This window comes from Burkholderia sp. 9779_493 (assembly GCF_015712215.1).
In the GTDB taxonomy this organism is placed as follows: domain Bacteria; phylum Pseudomonadota; class Gammaproteobacteria; order Burkholderiales; family Burkholderiaceae; genus Burkholderia; species Burkholderia cenocepacia.
The window spans coordinates 1-21,374 of sequence record NZ_JACCQA010000059.1; the positions used below are offsets into that span (position 1 = coordinate 1).

Below are 21,374 nucleotides of genomic sequence, written 5' to 3' on the forward strand. Positions count from 1 at the left end.
GCCTACCGCGATGCCCCTGCCTCTTTTCGCCCTTGCCGTCGCCGCATTTGGAATCGGTACCACCGAATTCGTGATCATGGGCCTGCTGCCCAATGTCGCGCGCGACCTCGGCGTGTCGATCCCGGCCGCCGGGATGCTCGTGTCGGGCTACGCGCTCGGCGTGACGATCGGCGCGCCGATCCTCGCGATCGTCACCGCGAAGATGCCGCGCAAGCGTGCGCTGATGGCCCTGATCGGGCTGTTCATCGCCGGCAACCTGTTCTGCGCGATCGCGCCCGGCTATGCGGTGCTGATGGCCGCGCGCGTCGTCACCGCGTTCTGCCACGGTGCGTTCTTCGGCATCGGCTCGGTGGTGGCCAGCAACCTCGTCGCGCCGAACCGCCGCGCGCAGGCGATCGCGCTGATGTTCACCGGGCTCACGCTCGCGAACGTGCTCGGCGTGCCGCTCGGCACCGCACTCGGCCAGGCGTTCGGCTGGCGCGCGACGTTCTGGGCCGTCACCAGCATCGGCATCGCCGCGGCCGCCGCGCTCGCGGTGTGCCTGCCGAAAAACCTCGCGATGCCCGATACCAGCATCACGCGCGAATTCAGCGTGCTGAAGCACCCGCAGGTGCTGATGGTGCTCGGCATCAGCGTGCTCGCGTCCGCGAGCCTGTTCAGCGTGTTCACGTACATCACGCCGATCCTCCAGGACGTGACGGGCTTCTCGCCGCGCCAGGTCACCTACGTGCTGCTGCTGTTCGGCCTCGGCCTGACGGTCGGCGGCACGCTGGGCGGCAAGCTCGCCGACTGGCGGCGGATGCCGTCGCTGATCGCGACGCTCGCGCTGATCGGCATCGTCCTCGCGCTGTTCGCGGGCACGATGCATCTGCCGTTCGCCGCGCTCGCGACGATCTTCGTGTGGGGCATCCTCGCGTTCGCGATCGTGCCGCCGCTGCAGATCATGATCGTCGACCGCGCGAGCGACGCGCCGAACCTCGCGTCGACGCTGAACCAGGGCGCGTTCAACCTCGGCAACGCGACCGGCGCATGGCTCGGCGGGATGGCGATCGGCTCGGGCGTGTCGCTCGTGAGCCTGCCGTGGGTCGGCGTCGCGATGGCGGTCGCCGCGCTCGCGCTCACGCTGTGGTCCGCGTCGCTCGAACGCCGCCCGGTGGCCGTGCCGACCGAATACGTGTGACGCGGCCCTGCCGCGATCGTTGCGTACGCAACTCCATTCGAACGTGACGGCCTTCATGGACCTTTCACCGGTCGCGGTGTAGCATCGCGGCCGATGAAAGCCATTCTCAATCGCGATTTCCTCGCGCTGATCCTGAGCGTCGCGGTCGTCGGCCTCGGGACCGGCGCCACGCTGCCGCTGACCGCACTCGCGCTCACCGAAGCCGGACACGGCACCAACGTCGTCGGCATGCTGACGGCCGCGCAGGCCCTCGGCGGCCTCGCGATCGTCCCGTTCGTCACCGCGCTCGCGCGGCACATCGGCGCGCGCCGCGCGATCGTCGTGTCGGTCGTGCTGCTCGCAGCCGCCACCGCGCTGATGCAGTTCACGTCGAACCTGATCCTGTGGGGCGTGCTGCGCGTGCTGTGCGGCGCCGCGCTGATGCTGCTGTTCACGATCGGCGAAGCGTGGGTCAACCAGCTCGCCGACGATGCGACGCGCGGGCGCGTCGTCGCGATCTACGCGACCAATTTCACGCTGTTCCAGATGGCCGGCCCGGTGCTCGTCAGCCAGATCGCCGGCGCGACGCACATCCGCTTCGCGCTGTGCGGCGCGCTGTTCCTGCTCGCGCTGCCGACGCTCGCGACGATCCGCCGTGCGCCGCTCGCCGGCGACGACGCGCATCACGAAGTACACGGCCGCTGGCTCGACGTGCTGCCGCGCATGCCCGCGCTGATCATCGGCACCGGCTTCTTCGCGCTGTTCGATACGCTCGCGCTGTCGCTGCTGCCGCTCTACGCGATGGATCACGGCGTCGCGAGCGCGACCGCCGTGCTGCTCGCGTCGATCATGCTGTTCGGCGATACCGCGATGCAGTTCCCGATCGGCTGGCTCGCGGACAAGCTCGGCCGCGAGCGCGTGCACCTCGGCGCCGGCTGGATCGTGCTGGCCGGCCTGCCGCTGCTGCCGTTCGTGATCGCGAATCCGTGGCTGTGCTGGCCGCTGCTGTTCGTGCTCGGCGCGGCGGCCGGCAGCATCTATACGCTGTCGCTCGTCGCGTGCGGCGAACGTTTCCGCGGCGCGGCGCTCGTCACCGCGAGTTCGCTCGTGTCGGCGTCGTGGAGCGCCGCGAGCTTCGGCGGCCCGCTGGTGGCGGGCGCGTTGATGGAGCAACTGGGCAGCAATGCGCTGGTCGGCGTGCTGGTCGCTTGCGTCGCCGCGTTCGTCGCGGCGGCGTTGTGGGAGCGGCGCGCCGCAGTACAACGCGCGGTCTGACGCCGATCGGCGTCGGCGTCGGCGTCGGCGTCGGCGTCGGCGTTGGCGTCGGCGTCGGCGTTGGCGTTGGCGTTGGCGTTGGCGTTGGCGTTGGCGTTGGCGTTGGCGTTGGCGTTGGCGCGCGGCATCATGCACCGATACGCATCGGGCCGCTCGCGCCCCCTCCTCCGGTAAACGAAAAACGGCCCGCGCAATGCGGACCGCCCTGTCCTTCCGGACTACGCGTGATCTACGCGTAACGTTTCGCGCCGCGATCCGTCACGCACTCCGCGCCGGCAAGATCCTGCCCGCACACGTGCCGAAGCCGACGCGATACCCATCGCCCTGGCACCAGCCGGCGAGCGTCAGCTCGTCGCCGTCCTCGATGAACGTGCGGCTGCCGCCGCCGTTCAGCGCGACCGGCTCCTTGCCGTTCCACGTCAGTTCGAGCAGGCTGCCGAACGAATCCTTCGTCGGCCCGCTGATCGTGCCCGAACCCATCAGGTCGCCCACGCGCGTGTTGCAGCCGGCGACCGTGTGATGCGCGAGCTGCTGCGCCATCGTCCAGTACATGTGCCTGAAGTTCGTGCGGCAGATCGACGTGGCCTCGGCCGCCCCTTCGGCGCGCAGCGTCACTTCCAGCGCGATGTCGAACGCATGCTTGCCCGCATGCCGCAGATACGCGAGCGGCTGCGGCGACTGCTCGGGCTGCGCGACGCGGAACGGTTCGAGCGCATCGAGCGTGACGATCCACGGCGAGATCGTCGTTGCGAACCCCTTCGAGTTGAACGGGCCGAGCGGTACGTATTCCCACTGCTGGATGTCGCGCGCGCTCCAGTCGTTCAGCAGCACCATCCCGAAGATATGCGCTTCCGCGTCCTCGCACGCGATCGGCTCGCCGAGCGCGTTGCCCTTGCCGACGATGAAGCCCGTTTCCAGTTCGATGTCGAGCTTGCGGCACGCGCCGAACACCGGGCGCTCCTGGTCGGGCAGCTTCAGTTGCCCGTTCGGGCGCCGCACCGGCGTGCCGCTCACGACCACCGACGACGCGCGGCCGTTGTAGCCGATCGGCATCTCCGACCAGTTCGGCAGCAGCGCATTCTTCGGATCGCGGAACATCGAGCCGACGTTGGTCGCGTGTTCCTTCGACGAATAGAAATCGGTGTAGCCGGGAATCTCGACCGGCAGATGCAGCGTCGCGTCGCGCTGCGCGACGAGCACCTGCGCGCGCAGCGCCGCATCGTCACGCAGTGTCGCGTCGTCACGCGAGAGCAGCGCCGACAGCTGCACGCGCACGCTGCGCCACGCGTCGCGGCCGAGCGCGATGAACGCATTGAGCGTCGGCGCGGCGAACACGTCGGCGCCGGCCGGCAGCGTGACGAGGCCCGCACGCGCGAGCGCCGCGAGATCGACGATCTGGTCGCCCAGCGCGACGCCCGGGCGGCGCGCGCCCTTCGCATCGCTGAAGATGCCGAACGGCAGGTTCTGGATCGGGAAATCGCAGGCGGGATCGTTCGCGGTCTCGATCCAGCTCTTGCGAGCCGGGTCGAGCGTCGCGCGCCAGTCTTGGGTGTCGCTCATCGTTGCTCCGGATTGAAGTGTTTCTTGATGCCTTGCCAGCATTCGAAGTAATCGGCCTGCAGCTGCGCGGTGTCGAGCGCGTAGCGCGTCGGCCGGATCAGCGTGCGGGTTTCGAACATGAACGCCATCGTCGCGTCGACCTTGTGCGGCTTCGTCGTGTCGCTCGCGGACGCCTTCTCGAACGTGTCCGCATCGGGTCCGTGGCCCGACATGCAGTTGTGCAAACTCGCGCCGCCCGGCACGAAGCCCTCGGCCTTCGCGTCGTACGCGCCGTGCACGAGGCCCATGAACTCGCTCGCGACGTTGCGGTGGAACCACGGCGGGCGGAACGTATCCTCGGCCGCGAGCCAGCGCGGCGGGAAGATCACGAAGTCGATCGTGTCGACGCCCGGCGTGTCGCTCTGCGCCTGCAGCACGAGGAAAATCGACGGATCGGGATGATCGAAGCTGATCGAGCCGATCGTGTTGAACAGGCGCAGGTCGTATTTGTATGGCGCGTAGTTGCCGTGCCACGCGACGACGTCGAGCGGCGAATGGCCGATGTCCGCGCGCCAGAGGCGCCCGTTCAGCTTCGCGATCAGCTCGAACGCGCCTTCGCGGTCTTCGTAGGCGGCCTGCGGCGTCAGGAAGTCGCGCGGGTTCGCGAGCCCGTTCGAGCCGATCGGGCCGAGATCCGGCAGGCGCAGCAACGCACCGAAGTTCTCGCAGATATAGCCGCGCGCGTCGCCGTCCGGCAGCGCGACGGCAAAACGCACGCCGCGCGGGATCACCGCGATCTCGAACGGCTCGACGTCGAGCCGGCCGAATTCGGTCGCGATGAACAGGCGCCCCTGCTGCGGCACGATCAGCAGCTCGCCGTCGGCGCTGTAGAAGAAGCGGTCCTGCATCGAGCGGTTCGCCGCATACAGGTGGATCGCGCAACCGTTCATCGCGGCGGCCGACCCGTTGCCGGCCATCGTCACGAGGCCGTCGACGAAATCGGTCGGCTCGACCGGCATCGGCAGCGGATCCCAGCGCAACTGGTTCGGCGGCGTCGGCGGCACGTCGGCCGAATCGCCGAACTCCGACACGAGCCGCTGCGGGCCAGCATACGGCTCGAACGGCCGGTGCACGGCGGCCGGGCGAATCCGGTACAGCCACGAGCGGCGGTTGTGGCCGCGCGGCGCGGTGAACGCGGTGCCCGACAGCTGCTCCGCGTACAGCCCGTACGGCGCGCGCTGCGGCGAGTTGCGGCCGTGCGGCAGCGCGCCGGGCAGTGCCTCGGTCGCGAATTCGTTCGCGAAACCGCTCAGGTAGCCGGCGGTTGCCGGTTTCGACAGGTCAAGCGTCATCGTTTCCTTTCTCCATCAATTCATCACGGCGTTCGGCGCCTGCGCGCCGCTGCGCCGCGTGACGCCTGCGAGGCCCAGCACGAACAGCGCCGAGCACAGCACGGGCACCGCGGCCGCATGGAACAGCGCGCCGTTCGACCAGTTGAGCGCAATCAGTTGTCCGCCGACGAGCGGCCCGAGCACCGAGCCGATCCGACCGATGCCGAGGCTCCAGCCGATGCCCGTCGAGCGCAGCGACGTCGGGTAATACTGGCCCGCGAGCGCGTTCACGGCCGGCTGCCCGCCGACCACGCAGAACCCGCCCGCGAACACGACGACCAGCAGCCACGGCAGCGCATGCGCGACCGAGCCGATCAGCCCCACCGACACGGCCGCGCACGCGAAGCACGCGAACAGCACGCGCACGAAGCCGTAACGTTCGATGAACCAGCCGAGCGACAGCGTGCCGATCACGCCGCCCGTCTGCAGCACCGTGCCGACGATCACCGCGGTGCCCGGCGAATAGCCGGCGTCGCGCATCACAGTCGGCAGCCAGTTCGACAGGAAGTACAGGTCGATCAGGTTCATGAAGCTGATCGACCACAGCAGCAGCGTGACCGGCAGGCGGCCATGGCGGAACAGCTCGGCGACCGGCGCGCCGCTTGCCGCGCGTTCGCGCACGACGAGCCGCGTGTTCGCATCGATGCCGGCTTCCGGCGCGAACCGCGCGAGCCAGTCGCGCGCCTGCGCGACACGCCCTTTCAGCACCAGGAACTGCAGCGACTCCGGCAGCCGCGCGACCATCGCGATCGTCAGCACGAGCGGCACCGCGCCGCCGACGAAGAACACCGAACGCCAGCCGAGCGCCGGAATCAGCGCCGCGCTGATGAAGCCGCCGATCGCCGCGCCGAGCGTGAAGCCGCACGACACGATCATCATCCGCTTCACGCGATGCGCGGCCGGGCTGAACTCGCCGACCAGCGCCATCGCGTTCGGCATGATGCAGCCGAGGCCGAGCCCCGTGACGAAGCGCAACGCCATCAGCACGGGGATCGAGCCCGCGAACGGCGTCGCGAGCATCGTCACCGCGAAGAACAGCGTCGAGCCGATCAGCACCGGGCGCCGCCCGATCCGGTCGGCGAGCACCGACAGCCCGAGCGCGCCGAGCAGCATCCCGAACAGGCTCGCGCTGAACACGGGCCCGAGCGCCTGCTTCGGCACGCCCCATTCGGCGATCACGCTCGGCGCGACGTAGCCCATCGCCTGCGCATCGAAACCGTCGATCACGAGGCACAGCCCGCACAGCGCGAGCAGCATCCAGTGAAACCCCGGGCGACGAGTCTCGTCGATCACGCGCTCGACTTCGAGCACGCGCGCGTCGGCCGGCGCCGCGCTCATTGCGCCACCTCGGCGGCCGGATGCACGGGCGGCGTCACGCCCTGGCGTGCGAGCGCCATCGCTTCGCGCAGCACGTCGGCGTCGCCGACCTGGTTCGCGAGCAACAGGATCAGCTTCGCGTTGACGAGCTGGCTGTCGGCGTCGGACAGGTCGCGATGCATGTCGATCAGCGCTTCGTAGAACGCGTCGGGATCGGCCAGGCGCGGGCGGGTGTCGAGTGAGGGCATGACGGTGTCTCCGGTATCTTGGTCGTATCAGCGTGCGCAGGTCGCGCGCGCCAGTGCGTCGGCAATCGCCTGACGGTCGAGCGTGCGCGTGCGGGCGCAGACGTGCTGGTCGGGACGCAGCAGGTAGAACGTGCCAGGCTGCGCGTCGTAGCGCCGCGCGGCGAGCCCGTCGACGTCCTCCACGACGTCGACGCCGGCCACCGGCTGCGCGTGCCCGGCCGGCACGACGAGCACGGGACGCACCGGCAGCGCGAGCCCGTCGACGGCCTGCGCCAGCGCGGCCGCATCGCCCGGCAATCCGAACAGCACGCCGGTGAAACCGTCGCGCAGATGCTGCAGCAGCCAGCCCGGCACACCCTGCGCACGCACCGGCGCATCGGCCGCCGCCGCGCCCGGCCGCATCGCGCACGCGAATGCGTCGCCGCCGCGGTCCGGCGTGTTGAGCGGCGAATCGGCCAGCACGGCCGGCACCGACAGGCGCCCGCTGTTCACCAGCTTGCGCGCGAACTCGCAGTCGCGCGCGAGCTTCAGCGTCGCATCGCGGAACACGCGCGACACCGCGCTTTTCGGCGTGATGAAGTCGGTCGAGCGCGTCGAATTGCGGATGTTCTCGTCGGCCGCGAACTCGCGCTCGCTCGCATACGTATCGAGCAGGCGGTCGTGTGCGCGGCCGTCGAGCACCAGCTTCAGCTTCCACGCGAGGTTGTCCGCGTCCTGCACGCCGCTGTTCGCGCCGCGCGCGCCGAACGGCGACACGCCGTGCGCGGAGTCGCCCGCGAACAGCACGCGGCCGTGCCGGAACGTCTCCATCCGCTGGCAGCGGAACGTATAGACGCTCACCCACTCGAGCTCGAACTCGACGTCCGGCCCGAGCAGCGCGCGCACACGCGGGATCACGCGCTCCGGCTGCTTCTCGGCGACCGGATCGGCATCCCAGCCGAGCTGGAAGTCGATGCGCCACACGTTGTCCGGCTGGCGGTGCAGCAGCACCGACTGGTTGCGGTGAAACGGCGGGTCGAACCAGAACCAGCGCTCGGTCGGAAACTCCGCCTTCATCTTCACGTCGGCGATCAGGAAGCGGTCCTTGAAGGTGCGGCCGCGGCTCTCGAGGCCCATCATCGTGCGCATCGGGCTGCGCGAACCGTCGGCCGCGATCACGTACTGCGCGCGCAGCGTCGCGACGCCGTCCGGCGTCTCGATCGTCAGCACCGCATGTTCGGCCGACTGGTCGATGCCCGTCACCTTGTGCTTCCAGCGGATGTCGATGTTCGGCAGCTCGAACGCGCGGTCGGCCAGATAGCCTTCGACGTAGTACTGCTGCAGGTTGATGAACGCCGGGCGCGCATGCCCTTCCTCGGGCAGCAGGTCGAATGCGTAAAGCTGCTCGTCCTGCAGGAACACCTTGCCGACGTGCCAGCTCACGCCCTTGTCGACGAAGCGCTCGCCGCAGCCGAGCCGGTCGAAGATCTCCAGCGTGCGCTTCGCGAAGCAGATCGCGCGCGAGCCGGTCGACAACGTGTCGTCGTCGTCGAGCAGCACGACCGGCACGCCCTGTTGCGCGAGGTCGATCGCGGCCGCAAGGCCGACCGGGCCCGCGCCGACGACGATCACCGGGTGGACGGCCGCGTCGTGCGCGCGGGCGCGGTACTCGAACTTCAGCGTCTGGTAATCGATGCTCATGGTCGCCATCCGCGCGTCAACCCCGCCGTGCGCGCACCGCCGCGCCCGTCGTCCTGTCCGTCTCCTGCCGGCGCGCCCGCCCGCCTGTCCTGTCAACCGCCACGTCTCGCTCCTTGCTTCCTGTTGATTCGTGAACGGCGCCGTTTCGCGGCGCCCGCATGCCGCATTTCTTGATCGGCGACAAATTCTTGGATTTACGAATAGTAAAACCAATTACGAATAGTAAAATCAACGTAAACCCTAGGCGTTGGCGCGAGGACGGGATAACCATATGAGTGAAACGCCAAGCCGAGCGCGGCGCGCGCTGCTAATATCAAGTCATGAGGCGGCCCTTTCGGCCGCCATTTTTCCTTCTCACGCCGATGATTCCGCCTACCATCCCCGAGCTGGTCAGCCGTGCCGGGCAACTGCCGTATCTGCGGGAACACCTCGCGCTAGCCGAAGGCGGCACCGCGTGCGCGAATCTGCCCGAGCGCACGCTCGCCAGTGCGTACGAGCCGATCTACGACGTGACGATGCCGGGCGCGCCGCAATCGACGTCGTTCGCCGACGCGATCGAGCGCTACGGCGACGAGCTCGGCTTCCAGGCCGTCACACTGGTCACGGGGGCGCAGCACGATCCGGTCGACGCGGCCGTCGACGACCAGACGCTGGTCGCGATCGACCGCCTGTCGCGCGCGCTGCATGCGATCAATTTCTTCGGCGCGCAACGCCACGGGCTGCTGTTCCTGCGCGTGCACGAGCGGCTGCTCAAGAGCGTGAAGTACGACCACGGCAAGCATTTCTCGTCGGTGCTGCAGCGCTTCGGGCTGCCGCCCGAGCGGATCGTGATCGAGCTGCCGGCGGTCGCGGTCGCCCACAAGACGTTCCTCGGCTACCTGACGCGCAGCTACCAGCATCACGGTTTCAAGGTCGCGGACAAGCTGCCGGACCCGGGCCGCATCCTCGCGGTCGAATCGGACATGGCGCGCCCCGACTACATCAAGATGGATGCGGGCATCGCGTTGCGCGACGGGATGGTCAAGGCGCTCGTCGCCTATGCGCAGCGCGTGCGGATCCCGCTGATCTTCGACGGCGTCGTCGACGAGACGCAGTGCGAGCTGCTGCGCCAGCACGACGTGCGGTTCATGCAGGGGCCGGTGTTCGCGAAGGTCGTGACGGCCTGAGCGATTCGCGGGGAAGGCGCGCGCGGGGAGCGGCGCGCCGGATCGCGGATTCCGGAGTCGTGCTGCTTCGGGAAGCGGGTTTCAGCACGCGGCGTCGCTCGACGCCGGCCGGTTCGCTGTTCGTTCACGCAGAAAGATCGGCCGTGCTTGCGCGCGCGATCGACACCGGTGTATCGGCGCGGATGAGCCGCCTATTCTCTTCCACCGTCGTCGTACTTCGGCAAATCGTCGCTGATCTCGACACCCGGCAAACGATCCCGATACCAGACGTGCCACGCCGGACGCAACCGCGACGGTTCGTCGAGCGTCGCGTAGTTGATCTCGACCGTCTGCGGCGCGTCAGCGCGCCGGTATTCGAGTTGCGCGCCGCAACGGCCGCAGAAACGCCGCTCGCCCCATGCGCTCGACGCGTAGACGGTCGGTTCGCCCTGCAGGTATTCGAACGCGTCGATCGGCACCGTTGCCGACGCGACGACCGCCGCGCCGGTCGTGCGCTGACAGAGCCGGCAGTGGCAGAAGCCGGCATCGGTCGGAACGTCGGCGATACGGTAGCGGATCGCGCCGCACGCGCATCCGCCTTCCATCGGTTCGGGGTGCGCCATCGCAGACCTCGTCGTCGGTAAGCAGGCGAACGATGATGAGCGCGGTTCGCCCATCGCACAATACGCCACCGCGCCGCCTCTGCATCCGCCGCGCACGAGCCGATTGCCGCGCGGCGGCAACAGCCGCACGCACGCGTGGCTCAGACCGTCTGGCCGAGCCGCTGCGCGAGCGCCTTCAGTTGCGGCCCGACCTGCGTGCGAAACACGCCCTCGTCCATCGACGACGCCGGGCCGCTGCAGCTCAGGATCAGCCAGCGTCCCTCGCGCGGCTCGCGAAACGGCACGGCCGCCGCGTTCACGTCCATGTGCCACGCACGGAACGAATAACAGCACCCGCCCGCCGAAAATTCGGCCACCGCCTGCTGCGCGGCGGCGACGAGCGCATCGGCGTCGGCCGCGCCGCCGGCCGCACGGTGCAGCTCGGCATAGAGCGCGCGGCGCACGTCCTCCGGCTGCACGGCCAGGTACGCGCGCCCCATCGAGCTCGTCAGCATCGACAGCCGCGAACCGGGCGCGAGCCCGAGCGTCAAGGCGGTCTCGCTGCGGATCGTCTCCAGATAGATCATGTCGAGCCCGTCGCGGCAGCCGAGCGACACGGCCGCGCCGATCTCCCGCGCGAGCGCCTGCATGTGCGGCCGCGCGAGATCGATCGTCCCGGAGCCCGACAGCAGCGCGTAGCCGAGCGACAGCACGCCGGCGTCCAGCGCATACTTGCCGAGCGTCTCGTCGTAGCGCAGATAGCCGAGCACGGTCAGCGTATAGGCGAGCCGGTTCACCGTCGCCTTCGGCAGCCCCGTGCGTTCCGCGAAATCGCGATTGCCCAGCATCGTCTCGCCGGGGCGGAAGGCGCGCAGCAGGTCGAGCCCGCGCGCGAGCGCGACGACGAACTTGCGCTCGTCGATCGTGGTTTCGTCGATGGTTGAAAGTGTCATCCGGTGCTACACTGGGTTCGATTTGCAAAACATTGTTCCGCACAGCGGAACGCGAGTCAAGCAAACTTTGACACGGGGCCGGCTCGAAGACCGGACCAACAGGAGATGAGACGATGAGTGCTGCAACTTTTCATTGGGACGATCCGCTGCTGCTCGACCAGCAACTGACCGAGGAAGAGCGGATGGTTCGCGATGCCGCGCAGGCGTACGCACAGGACAAGCTCGCGCCGCGCGTCACCGAAGCGTTCCGCCACGAACGCACCGACGCGGCCATCTTTCGCGAGATGGGCGAGGTCGGCCTACTCGGCCCGACGATTCCCGAGGAATACGGCGGCCCCGGCCTCAACTACGTGAGCTACGGGCTGATCGCGCGCGAAGTCGAGCGCGTCGATTCCGGCTACCGGTCGATGATGTCCGTGCAGTCGTCGCTCGTGATGGTGCCGATCTTCGAATTCGGCTCGGACGCGCAAAAGCAGAAATACCTGCCGAAGCTCGCGAGCGGCGAATGGATCGGCTGCTTCGGCCTGACCGAGCCGAACCACGGCTCCGATCCCGGCAGCATGGTCACGCGCGCGAAGAAGGTGCCCGGCGGCTATTCGCTGTCCGGCGCGAAGATGTGGATCACCAACTCGCCGATCGCCGACGTGTTCGTCGTCTGGGCGAAGCTCGAAGAGAACGGCAAGGACGCGATCCGCGGCTTCATCCTCGAGAAGGGCTGGAAGGGCCTGTCGGCGCCGGCGATCCACGGCAAGGTCGGGCTGCGCGCCTCGATCACCGGCGAGATCGTCCTCGACGAGGTGTTCGTGCCGGACGAGAACCTGATGCCGAACGTGAGCGGCCTGCGCGGCCCGTTCACGTGCCTGAACTCGGCGCGCTACGGGATCGCGTGGGGTGCGCTCGGCGCCGCCGAGTCCTGCTGGCACACCGCGCGCCAGTACGTGCTCGACCGCCAGCAGTTCGGCCGGCCGCTCGCCGCGAACCAGCTGATCCAGAAGAAGCTCGCCGACATGCAGACCGAAATCACGCTCGGCCTGCAAGGCGTGCTGCGCCTCGGCCGGATGAAGGACGAAGGCACGGCCGCCGTCGAGATCACGTCGATCATGAAGCGCAACTCGTGCGGCAAGGCGCTCGACATCGCCCGCCTCGCGCGCGACATGCTCGGCGGCAACGGCATCTCCGACGAATTCGGCGTCGCGCGCCACCTCGTGAACCTCGAGGTGGTCAATACGTACGAAGGCACGCACGACATCCACGCGCTGATCCTCGGCCGCGCGCAGACGGGCATCCAGGCATTCTTCTGATGATCCGGCCATGACGCACGCGGCAGCGTTGCCGCGCACGCGCACGCCGCCAAGGAAAAAGCCCGCCCGGCATCGCTGCCGGGCGGGCTTTTTTCAGCGGAGCCGCGGCTGCGGGCCGCCGATGCTTACTTGTTCGGCTGCGGCGTCAGGCGCAGATACGGACGCACCGCGTTGAAGCCCTTCGGGAAGCGCTTCTTCAGTTCTTCCGGATCCTGCAGCGACGGGACGATCACGACGTCGTCGCCATCCTTCCAGTTGCCGGGCGTCGCGACCTTGTAATTGTCGGTCAGTTGCAGCGAATCGATCACGCGCAGCACTTCGTCGAAGTTGCGCCCCGTGCTGGCCGGATAGGTGATCGTGAGCCGGACCTTCTTGTTCGGGTCGATCACGAACAGCGAACGCACCGTCAGCGTTTCGTTCGCGTTCGGGTGAATCATGTCGTACAGCTGCGACACCTTGCGGTCCGCGTCGGCGATGATCGGGAAGCCCACGACCGTCGACTGCGTTTCGTTGATGTCGTTGATCCAGCCCTTGTGCGATTCGACGCCGTCGACCGACAGCGCGATCACCTTCACGTTGCGTTTCTCGAATTCGCCCTTCAGCTTCGAGGTCAGCCCGAGTTCGGTCGTGCACACCGGCGTGTAGTCGGCCGGATGGGAGAACAGGACACCCCAGCTGTTGCCGAGCCACTCGTGAAACTTGATCGTGCCCAGGCTCGATTCCTGCTCGAAATCCGGTGCGATGTCGCCAAGACGCAGACTCATGATGTTCCCTCCTCGAACGATGCTGGTTGAAACCGCGCGCTGGACAGCGCGGGGCAGTCCATCAGCTTACGGGAAGCAATGGGCCGTGCGAACGATTATTCCGTTTGATATTCATACTTTTTTGTCATTTTTACCCGGCGTCGTGGCAGGACGGCGGGCTGGAGAGGAAACTTTTCAACCCGTTTGCCGCTCTGTTCATGATTACAAGTCGTTTACCATGCAGTCTTGCGCTGCCGCCGTGTGTCTTCCCGGCTCGCCAGCAGGCAGGGGTTTCGCTACGATGTGAACCTGCAGCATGACAGCACGAAGGGAGTTGCAATGTCGGAAATCAACAAGGAGAAACTGATGTCGGATATCAAAACCGTTCTCTCGGACGCCGAAGATCTGCTCAAGCAAGCTGCGAGCAGCACGGGCGACCGTGCGGCCGAGCTGCGCGAGAAGGCCATGTCGCGCCTCAAGCAGGCCAAGGAAAAGGCAGCCGACGTCCAGGTCGTGGTGGTCGAGAAAGGCAAGAAGGCCGCGCGCGCGACCGACGACTACGTGCACGAGCACCCGTGGACGTCGATCGGCGTGGCCGCCGGCGTCGGCGTGCTGATCGGCCTGCTGATCAACCGCAAGTAACGCGCTCTGCGCCGTTTCGTCCCGCAGGCCGCATGTGCGGCCCGCGGGCGTCGAAGCCTGCCGGTCTGCGCCGGTCGGCTTTGTCCTAGCTGCTCACTGCACGCGCAAGCACCTCATCCATGACGACAGACACCCACTCGCAGCCGTCCGGTCAAGGACCGCTGCGCCGCCTCGTCGGCTCCGCCATCGGCCTTCTGCAGACGCGCCTCGAACTGGTGGGCATCGAGCTTGCCGAGGAGAAGGAGCGCCTGATGGGCGTGCTGTTCCTCGGTCTCGCCGCGATGATGCTCGCGACGATGGCGCTCATCAGCCTGACCGTGCTGATCGCGATCGCGTTCTGGGATACCTACCGCTGGCAGGCGCTCGCCGCGATCACCGCACTGTATGCCGTTGGCGGCATCGTATGCGCGCTGAAGGCGCGTTCGGGCCTGCGCGACGCGCCGACCGTGTTCGAGGCGACGCTCGCCGAACTCGAGAAAGACCGCGACCTGTTCCGCGGCAAGCCGTGAACGCCCTCGCGCTCATCCCTCTCACCTACTTCGCCGACGCGCCATGAGCCAGAACATCACGGGCAATCCATCCCGCTCCCATTCGTCGCGATCGCACTGGAGTGCGTCGCAGCACCGCGCGCTCCGCAAGGAATTGCTGATCCTGCGATCCGAAGTCGAGCGGCTCGAACTCGCGGAAGCCGCCGCCGAAATGCGTCAGGCCGTCACGCGCTTCAGTTGGCTCAAGGTGTTCATCCCCGGCCTGTCCTCGCACAAGTTCGGCCAGTCGGCCAAGAACCTGAACGCAAGCCTCGGCCAGCTCGTCAACCAGTATCCGATGCTGAGTTCGCTCGCGTCGCTCGTGCTGGCGAAGCCCGTTCGCTCGCTGCTGCGCGCGAGCGCGGGCCCCGCGTTGAAGTGGGGCACGCTCGGCTTCGCCGCATGGGAGGTCTACCGGATCTGGAAGCAGTCCCGCGACGAGCGCGGGCTCGACGCACACGACGACTGATCGTCGGCACTCCGCGCGCACGGCCATGCGCCGCTGCGCGCCTTTCTTGCGAGCTCAGCGCACGCCCCAGCACGCAGCACCCGGTTCGTCGGCGCCATCGCTTCCTGCATTGCCTTTCGTTCCGTCCGAGCGCAGCGTGAACGTGCCGCATGCATCGTCGCGCATCGGCCCGGTGTCGAGCGGCGTCGCCGTCAGTTCCTAGCTCACCGGCGAACCGTCGCCGTCCGGCGGCGCGTGCGCGAGCGCGTCCGACAACGCAGGGGGCGGCGCCATGTCGAGCACCGCGAGCGACATGGCGACCATCAACTCGACGAGCGTGAATCCGCACGATCGTTGCACCACATTCTTCAAGGGTCGAGCGCCCCGTTCCATCGCAATCGTCCTCCGCCACGGTGATGCGACGACTGTAGCGGCGCGTGCAAACGTGCGCCATTTGCCTAACGGCCGAGGCGACATGCGATCGCGACCGACACAATCGGCGCGAATCGAACCAATGGAGCAGACGATAAACGGACGCAGCGCGTCAGCGCTTACGTGGAGTCTTGGCGGGGGAGGCGCGACGGAACTCTTCGATCACGTCGGCAAATTCGGAAACGTCCTCGAACCGGCGATACACCGATGCAAAGCGGACATAGGCGATCGTATCGAGGCCACGCAACTCGTTCATCACGAGCTCGCCCAGCTTCTCGCTACGCACCTCACGCTCGCCGGTGGCGAGCAGTTGATATTCGATGCGGGCGACCGCCGCGTCGATCGCGTCGGCTGCAACCGGCCGCTTGCGCAGTGCGAGTTGCATGCTCGCGACGATCTTGCGACGGTCGAATTCCGTGCGGCTGCCGTCCTTCTTCACGACGAACGGCAGGGACAACTCGACCCGCTCGTACGTCGTGAAGCGCTTGTCGCAAGCCGAGCAGCGACGGCGCCGCCGGATCGCGGCGCCATCCTCGGACACGCGCGAGTCAACGACCTGCGTGTCGTCATGCCGGCAGAACGGGCAGCGCATCGGCGATCAGCGATAGACCGGGAAACGCTTGGTCAGCTCGGCGACCTGCGCGCGCACGCGCTCGATCGTCGCTGCGTCTTCCGGGTTCTCCAGCACGTCGGCGATCAGGTTGCCCACCTGCTCGGCTTCCGCCGGCCCGAAGCCACGCGTCGTCATCGCCGGCGAGCCGAGACGGATGCCGCTCGTCACGAACGGCTTTTCCGGGTCGTTCGGAATCGCGTTCTTGTTCACCGTGATGTGCGCCGCGCCGAGCGCCGCTTCCGCCGCCTTGCCCGTGATGTGCTTCGCGCGCAGGTCCACCAGCATCACGTGGCTTTCCGTACGGCCCGACACGATCCGCAGCCCGCGCTTGACCAATGTTTCGGCCAGCACGCGTGCGTTCTCGACCACCTTCTGCTGATATTCCTTGAACTCCGGCGACAGCGCTTCCTTGAACGCCACCGCCTTCGCCGCGATCACGTGCATCAGCGGGCCGCCCTGGATCCCCGGGAAGATCGCCGAGTTGATCGGCTTCTCGTATTCCGCCTTCATCAGGATCACGCCGCCGCGCGGGCCGCGCAGGCTCTTGTGCGTCGTCGTCGTCACGAAATCCGCGTGCGGCACCGGGTTCGGGTACACGCCCGCCGCGATCAGGCCTGCGTAGTGCGCCATGTCGACCATCAGGTATGCACCGACCGACTTCGCGATCTTCGCCAGACGCTCGAAATCGATCTTCAGCGCGAATGCCGATGCGCCCGCGACGATCAGCTTCGGCTTGTGTTCGTTCGCCAGCTTCTCGGCCGCGTCGTAGTCGATGTCTTCGTTCTCGTTCAGGCCGTAGCTCACCACGTTGAACCACTTGCCCGACATGTTCACCGGCGAGCCGTGCGTCAGGTGGCCGCCGTGCGCGAGGCTCATGCCCATGATCGTGTCGCCCGGCTTGAGCATCGCGAAGAACACGCCCTGGTTCGCCTGCGAACCCGAATTCGGCTGCACGTTCGCCGCTTCCGCGCCGAACAGCTGCTTCACGCGGTCGATCGCCAGCTGCTCGACCACGTCCACGTACTCGCAACCGCCGTAGTAGCGCTTGCCCGGATACCCTTCCGCGTACTTGTTCGTGAGCTGCGAGCCCTGCGCGGCCATCACGGCCGGGCTCGTGTAGTTTTCCGACGCGATCAGCTCGATGTGATCTTCCTGGCGGCGGTTTTCCTGCTCGATCGCTGCAAAGATTTCGGGATCGACGTTCGCGATGGTGCTTTGGGCTCTGTCAAACATACGGTTTCCGTTAAGTGTGTACAGGTTGACCGGAGTGGCCGAGTACGGTGCGCTGCTGGCGGGACCAGCTCGACGTGGCGGAGGAATCCGTATGACGCGAGGCAGGACAGCCACCGGCGATGCACGCGACGGCGCACAACGGCTGCCCAGGCGAACGGCAAAAACGGCGCCCCGCGCTTCACGGTGGGATGCTCCACCTTGAACCCGAAGGGTTCTATCGCCAGTCACGCAGGGGTGATGAGCACATTAGTGTATTGGATGCGTCATGAATAGGCAACCGCACGGCAGTGCGCCCGAATCAATTGGGGCCGGACTCTACGCGCCCGTGCCGAAACGCTTTGCCGCCTTGCCGCGGTGCGGCATTCTCAGTAGGCTTGCGGGATTCCACCCGCTATCACGTTACCGACCAGGAGCAGCAATGATCGTGTTCGTCACAGGCGCGTCCGCCGGCTTCGGCGCCGCCATCTCCCGAGCCTTCGTCAAGGGAGGCCATCGCGTCGTCGCGACCGCGCGCCGCAAGGATCGTCTCGATGCGCTCGCCGCCGAACTCGGCGACGCCCTTCTGCCGCTCGAGCTCGACGTGCGCGACCGCGCGGCCGTCGAGGCCGTGCCGGCCGCCCTTCCCGCCGAATTCGCGGCGCTCGACGTACTGGTCAACAACGCCGGCCTCGCACTCGGCGTCGAGCCGGCCCACAAGGCCAGCCTCGACGAATGGCGGACGATGATCGACACGAACTGCGCGGGCCTCGTCACCGTCACGCACGCGCTGCTGCCCGGCATGGTCGAGCGCGGTCGCGGTCATATCTTCAATATCGGCTCGGTTGCGGGTTCGTACCCTTATGCGGGCGGGAACGTCTACGGCGCAACCAAGGCCTTCGTCAGGCAATTCAGCCTGAACCTGCGCGCCGACCTGCTCGGCACGCCGTTGCGCGTCACCGACATCGAGCCCGGCCTGTGCGGCGGCACCGAGTTCTCGAACGTCCGCTATCGCGGCGACGACGCGAAGGCGGCGAACGTCTACAACAATGTCCAGCCGCTGATGCCCGAGGACATCGCCGATACGATCTACTGGATCGCGACGCGCCCGGCCTACGTCAACGTCAACACGATCGAGCTGATGCCGATCGCGCAGGCGCCCGGCGGCCCGACCGTCCACCGCGGCTGAAACCCCGCGGGCCGGCCCCGGGCCGGCCCGCGGTGTGCCACGACGCACTACATTCCGTTACGAATCGGTTACGAATCGGGTCTTTGCCTTCCGGTAGAATGCGCGCCATGACTCAGCCTACCCGCTCCCCGGAAGCGCCCTCCGGCTTTACCTGGCCGGTGCGCGTGTACTACGAGGATACCGATGCAGGCGGCATCGTCTTCTATGCCAACTACCTGAAGTTCTTCGAGCGCGCGCGCACCGAGTGGCTTCGCGCATGCGGCGTCGACCAGCGCCAGCTCGCCGACGATACCGGTGCGATCTTCATCGTGCGCAGCACGTCGCTCGACTACCGCGCGCCGGCGCGACTCGACGACACGCTGACGATCACGAGCCGGCCCGGACGCATCGGCCGCGCGTCGGTGGAATTCACGCAGGAGGCCTGGTGTGGCGACACGCTGCTCGTGGCGGGGCACATCCGCCTCGGCTGCGTCGACCGTCACGGCATCCGGCCCGCGGCCATCCCGCCGGCCGTGCTCGACGCGCTGCAACGCGGGCCCGTCATCGACGCCGGGCAGACTGTATTGTCAACGAAGCGCGCATGAGCGCCGTTTAGACAAAGCCTATGAACTTGCCGTTCTGATTCGATACTAAGCAAGGTTCGGCGTCAGGCATGGCCGGCGCGCCGCGCCGCACGCACGCCGGACACCCTTGCCGGGCACCCCCGAAGGGACGTTACTCAAACCTCTATGAACACTTCTCAAGACCTGTCGATCATTTCCCTCGTCCTCAACGCGAGCGTGCTGGCCCAGGCCGTGATGGGACTGCTGCTGTTGCTGTCGCTGATGTCGTGGACCTTCATCTTCCGCAAGTGGTTCGCGATCCGCCGCGCACGCGCGCAGACCGAACGCTTCGAGAAGGATTTCTGGTCGGGCGGCGACCTGCAGGCGCTGTATCAGAGCGCGGCGAACAATCGCCACACGATCGGCGCGCTCGAGCGGATCTTCGAATCGGGGATGCGCGAATTCCTGAAGGCGAAGGAAAAGCGCCTCAGCGATCCGGGCCTCGTGCTCGACGGTGCCCGCCGCGCGATGCGCGCATCGTTCCAGCGTGAAATGGACGTGCTCGAAGCCAACCTCGCGTTCCTCGCGTCGGTCGGCTCGGTCAGCCCGTACATCGGTCTGTTCGGCACGGTCTGGGGGATCATGAACTCGTTCCGCGGCCTCGCGAACGTGCAGCAGGCCACGCTCGCGAACGTCGCGCCGGGCATCGCCGAGGCGCTCGTCGCCACCGCGATCGGCCTGTTCGCCGCGATTCCCGCGGTGGTCGCATACAACCGCTACGCGCACGACATCGACCGCCTCGCGATCCGTTTCGAGACCTTCATCGAAGAGTTCTCGAACATCCTGCAGCGTCAGGCCCAGTAAGGAGCGCGCCATGGCAGGAAGCCCCATCCGATCCAGCATGCGCGGCGGCCGCTCGCGCCGCGCAATGGCCGACATCAACGTCGTGCCGTACATCGACGTGATGCTGGTGCTGCTCGTGATCTTCATGGTCACCGCACCGCTCGTCGCCCCGTCGATCATCAACCTGCCGACCGTCGGCAACGCGGCGCCGCAGGAGCAGACGCCGCCCGTCGTCGTCAACATCAAGGCCGACCGCACGATGAGCGTCAAGTACAAGGGCGACTCGGGCGCGACTCAGGAAGACACGATGACGAAGGCCGAGCTCGACAGCTTCATTTCGGCCCGGCAGGCCGACCACCCCGACCAGCCGGTCGTGATCGCAGCCGACAAGACGGTGCAGTACGATGCCGTCATGACCGTGATGTCCGATCTGAAGGCGCGCGGCGTCAAGCGCGTCGGCCTCCTCGTCAAATCGCAATGAACCGGCAGCAATCCACGCGCAGATCCGCCTACCCGCTCCAGCCGCCCCGCGAGCGCGGGACGTGGCGCGCGTTCGCGCTCGCCGCGCTGATGCATGTGCTGCTTGCGCTGTTCCTCTATCACGGCGTGCAGTGGCAGAACAGCACGCCGGCCGGCGCCGAGGCCGAGCTGTGGACCGAAGTGCCCGACGTCCCCGCGCCGCGGCCCGTCGTCACACCCGCGCCGCCCGCCAAGGTCGCGCCGCCCCCTCCCCCGGTGCGCGACGAGCAGGCCGACATCGCGCTGCAGCAGAAGAAGCGTCAGCAGGAAGCGGCGGCGCGCGAAGCGCTGCTCGAACAGCAGCGCCGTGCGCAGCAACTGAAGGCCCAGCAGGAAGAGGAAGCCCGGCGCGCGCAGCTCGCCGCGCAACAGGCCGCCGCGCTCGCCGCACAGAAAGCCGCGGAACGCGACAAGCAGAAGCAGGCCGAGAAACTCAGGCAACAGCAGCTCGCCGAGCAGCAGAAGCTCGAGCAGCAGAAACTCCAGCAGCAAAAGCAGGCGCAACTCGAAGCGCAGCAGGCGGCGAAGGCGAAGGCCGACGCGGCCGCGAAGGCCAAGGCGGAAGCCCAGGCCAAGGCGAAGGCCGAGGCCGCGGCGCGCGCGAAGGCCAGCGCGGCGGCGAACGCGAAGCTCGACCGCGAGCGCAGCGCGCGCCTCGCGCAGTTGCAGGGCCTGTCCGGCGCCGGCGAAGGCGGCGGCGAAGGCCTCGCGAAAAGCGGCACGGGTACGGGTTCCGGCGGCAATGCCGCCACGCCCGGCTATGCCGACAAGGTGCGCCGCCGCGTCAAACCGAACATCGTTTGGGGCGGCGAGCGGGCAGGCCTGACCACCGTCGTCAAGATTCGGTGCACGCCGTCCGGTGACGTATTGAGCGCATCGGTCTCCCGCTCGAGCGGGAATTCGGGGTGGGATCAAGCCGTGGTCAATGCGATCCACGCATCGGTCCCGTTGCCGCCCGATTCTAACGGTCGTACCCCGTCTGACATTACGATTACCTTCAAGGCGGCGGAGTGAAAGGAAATGCGCTTACACTCCGGGCGTCGCTGTCAGGCGGGAA

Annotated in this window: 23 protein-coding genes and 1 riboswitch; of the genes, 12 read left to right on the forward strand and 11 right to left on the reverse strand. The window is 67.6% G+C overall.

The window, feature by feature from the left end:
- Nucleotides 1-10: 10 nt before the first annotated feature.
- Both H0X95_RS33725 and H0X95_RS33730 read left to right on the forward strand, forming a co-directional pair.
- Nucleotides 11-1,180: an MFS transporter gene (locus H0X95_RS33725; RefSeq protein WP_196446374.1), complete on the forward strand. Its 1,170-nt coding sequence runs from the start codon at nucleotides 11-13 to the stop codon at nucleotides 1,178-1,180.
- Between the two features lie 93 nt (nucleotides 1,181-1,273).
- Nucleotides 1,274-2,434 carry an MFS transporter gene (locus H0X95_RS33730; protein ID WP_196446375.1) on the forward strand — a complete coding sequence of 387 codons (1,161 nt, stop codon included), beginning with the start codon at nucleotides 1,274-1,276 and terminating at the stop codon, nucleotides 2,432-2,434.
- Nucleotides 2,435-2,692: 258 nt separating this feature from the next.
- Here the strand turns inward: H0X95_RS33730 and fahA are convergent, their stop codons facing one another.
- Genes fahA through H0X95_RS33755 form a run of 5 tightly spaced genes read right to left on the reverse strand, consistent with a single transcriptional unit; the run spans nucleotide 2,693 to nucleotide 8,618 of the window.
- Entirely contained in the window at nucleotides 2,693-3,994 is a 1,302-nt protein-coding gene (gene fahA / locus H0X95_RS33735; RefSeq protein WP_196446376.1) for a fumarylacetoacetase, read from the reverse strand.
- Nucleotides 3,991-5,325 carry a homogentisate 1,2-dioxygenase gene (hmgA, locus tag H0X95_RS33740; protein ID WP_077019968.1) on the reverse strand — a complete coding sequence of 445 codons (1,335 nt, stop codon included), beginning with the start codon at nucleotides 5,323-5,325 and terminating at the stop codon, nucleotides 3,991-3,993. The genes fahA and hmgA overlap by 4 nt, the downstream gene beginning before the upstream one ends.
- Nucleotides 5,326-5,340: 15 nt before the next feature.
- Nucleotides 5,341-6,702, reverse strand: a complete 1,362-nt coding sequence (locus tag H0X95_RS33745) for an MFS transporter (RefSeq protein ID WP_109341723.1) — start codon at nucleotides 6,700-6,702, stop codon at nucleotides 5,341-5,343.
- Nucleotides 6,699-6,929, reverse strand: a complete 231-nt coding sequence (locus H0X95_RS33750) for a DUF2783 domain-containing protein (RefSeq protein ID WP_006484941.1) — start codon at nucleotides 6,927-6,929, stop codon at nucleotides 6,699-6,701. Before H0X95_RS33750 ends, H0X95_RS33745 begins: the two co-directional genes overlap by 4 nt.
- A gap of 27 nt (nucleotides 6,930-6,956) precedes the next feature.
- The gene (locus H0X95_RS33755; protein ID WP_077055913.1) at nucleotides 6,957-8,618 is read right to left on the reverse strand and encodes an FAD-dependent oxidoreductase; all 1,662 of its coding nucleotides are present in this window, start codon (nucleotides 8,616-8,618) and stop codon (nucleotides 6,957-6,959) included.
- Nucleotides 8,619-8,971: 353 nt separating this feature from the next.
- Between H0X95_RS33755 and H0X95_RS33760 the strand changes: the two genes are divergently transcribed.
- On the forward strand, nucleotides 8,972-9,775 hold the full coding sequence (locus tag H0X95_RS33760; RefSeq protein WP_006484944.1) for an EAL domain-containing protein: 804 nt from the start codon (nucleotides 8,972-8,974) through the stop codon (nucleotides 9,773-9,775).
- A 191-nt stretch (nucleotides 9,776-9,966) separates the two neighbouring features.
- On the opposite strand, the gene H0X95_RS33765 is transcribed toward H0X95_RS33760, so the two are convergent.
- Complete coding sequence (locus H0X95_RS33765) at nucleotides 9,967-10,377, reverse strand: GFA family protein (protein ID WP_077055914.1); 411 nt, start codon at nucleotides 10,375-10,377, stop codon at nucleotides 9,967-9,969.
- 140 nt (nucleotides 10,378-10,517) lie between these two features.
- Nucleotides 10,518-11,309: an IclR family transcriptional regulator gene (locus tag H0X95_RS33770; protein ID WP_077019966.1), complete on the reverse strand. Its 792-nt coding sequence runs from the start codon at nucleotides 11,307-11,309 to the stop codon at nucleotides 10,518-10,520.
- 113 nt (nucleotides 11,310-11,422) lie between these two features.
- On the opposite strand from H0X95_RS33770, the gene H0X95_RS33775 reads away from it, so the two are divergent.
- Entirely contained in the window at nucleotides 11,423-12,610 is a 1,188-nt protein-coding gene (locus tag H0X95_RS33775) for an acyl-CoA dehydrogenase (RefSeq protein ID WP_006484906.1), read from the forward strand.
- A 125-nt stretch (nucleotides 12,611-12,735) separates the two neighbouring features.
- Here the strand turns inward: H0X95_RS33775 and H0X95_RS33780 are convergent, their stop codons facing one another.
- Entirely contained in the window at nucleotides 12,736-13,374 is a 639-nt protein-coding gene (locus H0X95_RS33780; protein ID WP_006476788.1) for a peroxiredoxin, read from the reverse strand.
- A gap of 318 nt (nucleotides 13,375-13,692) precedes the next feature.
- Between H0X95_RS33780 and H0X95_RS33785 the strand changes: the two genes are divergently transcribed.
- The 3 genes from H0X95_RS33785 to H0X95_RS33795 all read left to right on the forward strand — a co-directional run bounded on the left by H0X95_RS33785 (nucleotide 13,693) and on the right by H0X95_RS33795 (nucleotide 14,991).
- A complete protein-coding gene (locus H0X95_RS33785; RefSeq protein ID WP_006494044.1) occupies nucleotides 13,693-13,995 on the forward strand; it encodes a DUF883 family protein in 303 nt (100 codons plus the stop codon).
- Between the two features lie 119 nt (nucleotides 13,996-14,114).
- Complete coding sequence (locus H0X95_RS33790; protein ID WP_006476790.1) at nucleotides 14,115-14,504, forward strand: phage holin family protein; 390 nt, start codon at nucleotides 14,115-14,117, stop codon at nucleotides 14,502-14,504.
- Between the two features lie 43 nt (nucleotides 14,505-14,547).
- Nucleotides 14,548-14,991 carry a DUF3318 domain-containing protein gene (locus H0X95_RS33795; RefSeq protein ID WP_006484985.1) on the forward strand — a complete coding sequence of 148 codons (444 nt, stop codon included), beginning with the start codon at nucleotides 14,548-14,550 and terminating at the stop codon, nucleotides 14,989-14,991.
- Between the two features lie 198 nt (nucleotides 14,992-15,189).
- Here the strand turns inward: H0X95_RS33795 and H0X95_RS36335 are convergent, their stop codons facing one another.
- From H0X95_RS36335 to glyA, 3 genes are all read right to left on the reverse strand, one after another.
- The gene (locus H0X95_RS36335; RefSeq protein WP_244108299.1) at nucleotides 15,190-15,330 is read right to left on the reverse strand and encodes a prepilin-type N-terminal cleavage/methylation domain-containing protein; all 141 of its coding nucleotides are present in this window, start codon (nucleotides 15,328-15,330) and stop codon (nucleotides 15,190-15,192) included.
- Between the two features lie 184 nt (nucleotides 15,331-15,514).
- Nucleotides 15,515-15,994: a transcriptional regulator NrdR gene (nrdR, locus tag H0X95_RS33805; RefSeq protein ID WP_006476792.1), complete on the reverse strand. Its 480-nt coding sequence runs from the start codon at nucleotides 15,992-15,994 to the stop codon at nucleotides 15,515-15,517.
- 6 nt (nucleotides 15,995-16,000) lie between these two features.
- Nucleotides 16,001-17,248, reverse strand: a complete 1,248-nt coding sequence (gene glyA / locus H0X95_RS33810; RefSeq protein WP_006485003.1) for a serine hydroxymethyltransferase — start codon at nucleotides 17,246-17,248, stop codon at nucleotides 16,001-16,003.
- 137 nt (nucleotides 17,249-17,385) lie between these two features.
- A riboswitch (ZMP/ZTP riboswitch) is annotated at nucleotides 17,386-17,486 on the reverse strand.
- Nucleotides 17,487-17,666: 180 nt separating this feature from the next.
- Here glyA and H0X95_RS33815 point away from each other — a divergent pair.
- The 5 genes from H0X95_RS33815 (at nucleotide 17,667) to tolA (ending at nucleotide 21,331) form a co-directional block, all read left to right on the forward strand.
- A complete protein-coding gene (locus tag H0X95_RS33815; RefSeq protein WP_006497456.1) occupies nucleotides 17,667-18,413 on the forward strand; it encodes an SDR family NAD(P)-dependent oxidoreductase in 747 nt (248 codons plus the stop codon).
- Between the two features lie 98 nt (nucleotides 18,414-18,511).
- The gene (gene ybgC, locus H0X95_RS33820; RefSeq protein WP_034200954.1) at nucleotides 18,512-18,997 is read left to right on the forward strand and encodes a tol-pal system-associated acyl-CoA thioesterase; all 486 of its coding nucleotides are present in this window, start codon (nucleotides 18,512-18,514) and stop codon (nucleotides 18,995-18,997) included.
- A 144-nt stretch (nucleotides 18,998-19,141) separates the two neighbouring features.
- Nucleotides 19,142-19,819 carry a protein TolQ gene (gene tolQ, locus H0X95_RS33825; protein ID WP_006484959.1) on the forward strand — a complete coding sequence of 226 codons (678 nt, stop codon included), beginning with the start codon at nucleotides 19,142-19,144 and terminating at the stop codon, nucleotides 19,817-19,819.
- A 10-nt stretch (nucleotides 19,820-19,829) separates the two neighbouring features.
- The gene (tolR, locus tag H0X95_RS33830) at nucleotides 19,830-20,279 is read left to right on the forward strand and encodes a protein TolR (RefSeq protein WP_006484943.1); all 450 of its coding nucleotides are present in this window, start codon (nucleotides 19,830-19,832) and stop codon (nucleotides 20,277-20,279) included.
- A complete protein-coding gene (gene tolA / locus H0X95_RS33835) occupies nucleotides 20,276-21,331 on the forward strand; it encodes a cell envelope integrity protein TolA (protein WP_058902190.1) in 1,056 nt (351 codons plus the stop codon). The genes tolR and tolA overlap by 4 nt, the downstream gene beginning before the upstream one ends.
- Nucleotides 21,332-21,374: the final 43 nt, after the last annotated feature.

Coding starts and splice junctions, on each gene's coding strand:
- H0X95_RS33730 (WP_196446375.1), top strand. CDS start 1,274: ATGAAAGCCATTCTCAATCGCGATTTCCTCGCGCTGATCCTGAGCGTC.
- H0X95_RS33775 (WP_006484906.1), top strand. CDS start 11,423: ATGAGTGCTGCAACTTTTCATTGGGACGATCCGCTGCTGCTCGACCAG.
- H0X95_RS33785 (WP_006494044.1), top strand. CDS start 13,693: ATGTCGGAAATCAACAAGGAGAAACTGATGTCGGATATCAAAACCGTT.
- tolA (WP_058902190.1), top strand. CDS start 20,276: ATGAACCGGCAGCAATCCACGCGCAGATCCGCCTACCCGCTCCAGCCG.
- hmgA (WP_077019968.1), bottom strand. CDS start 5,325: ATGACGCTTGACCTGTCGAAACCGGCAACCGCCGGCTACCTGAGCGGT.
- H0X95_RS33795 (WP_006484985.1), top strand. CDS start 14,548: ATGAGCCAGAACATCACGGGCAATCCATCCCGCTCCCATTCGTCGCGA.
- nrdR (WP_006476792.1), bottom strand. CDS start 15,994: ATGCGCTGCCCGTTCTGCCGGCATGACGACACGCAGGTCGTTGACTCG.
- H0X95_RS33750 (WP_006484941.1), bottom strand. CDS start 6,929: ATGCCCTCACTCGACACCCGCCCGCGCCTGGCCGATCCCGACGCGTTC.
- H0X95_RS33815 (WP_006497456.1), top strand. CDS start 17,667: ATGATCGTGTTCGTCACAGGCGCGTCCGCCGGCTTCGGCGCCGCCATC.
- H0X95_RS33790 (WP_006476790.1), top strand. CDS start 14,115: ATGACGACAGACACCCACTCGCAGCCGTCCGGTCAAGGACCGCTGCGC.
- H0X95_RS33780 (WP_006476788.1), bottom strand. CDS start 13,374: ATGAGTCTGCGTCTTGGCGACATCGCACCGGATTTCGAGCAGGAATCG.
- H0X95_RS33725 (WP_196446374.1), top strand. CDS start 11: ATGCCCCTGCCTCTTTTCGCCCTTGCCGTCGCCGCATTTGGAATCGGT.
- H0X95_RS33765 (WP_077055914.1), bottom strand. CDS start 10,377: ATGGCGCACCCCGAACCGATGGAAGGCGGATGCGCGTGCGGCGCGATC.
- glyA (WP_006485003.1), bottom strand. CDS start 17,248: ATGTTTGACAGAGCCCAAAGCACCATCGCGAACGTCGATCCCGAAATC.
- tolR (WP_006484943.1), top strand. CDS start 19,830: ATGGCAGGAAGCCCCATCCGATCCAGCATGCGCGGCGGCCGCTCGCGC.
- H0X95_RS33770 (WP_077019966.1), bottom strand. CDS start 11,309: ATGACACTTTCAACCATCGACGAAACCACGATCGACGAGCGCAAGTTC.
- H0X95_RS33760 (WP_006484944.1), top strand. CDS start 8,972: ATGATTCCGCCTACCATCCCCGAGCTGGTCAGCCGTGCCGGGCAACTG.
- ybgC (WP_034200954.1), top strand. CDS start 18,512: ATGCGCGCCATGACTCAGCCTACCCGCTCCCCGGAAGCGCCCTCCGGC.
- H0X95_RS33755 (WP_077055913.1), bottom strand. CDS start 8,618: ATGGCGACCATGAGCATCGATTACCAGACGCTGAAGTTCGAGTACCGC.
- H0X95_RS33745 (WP_109341723.1), bottom strand. CDS start 6,702: ATGAGCGCGGCGCCGGCCGACGCGCGCGTGCTCGAAGTCGAGCGCGTG.
- tolQ (WP_006484959.1), top strand. CDS start 19,142: ATGAACACTTCTCAAGACCTGTCGATCATTTCCCTCGTCCTCAACGCG.
- fahA (WP_196446376.1), bottom strand. CDS start 3,994: ATGAGCGACACCCAAGACTGGCGCGCGACGCTCGACCCGGCTCGCAAG.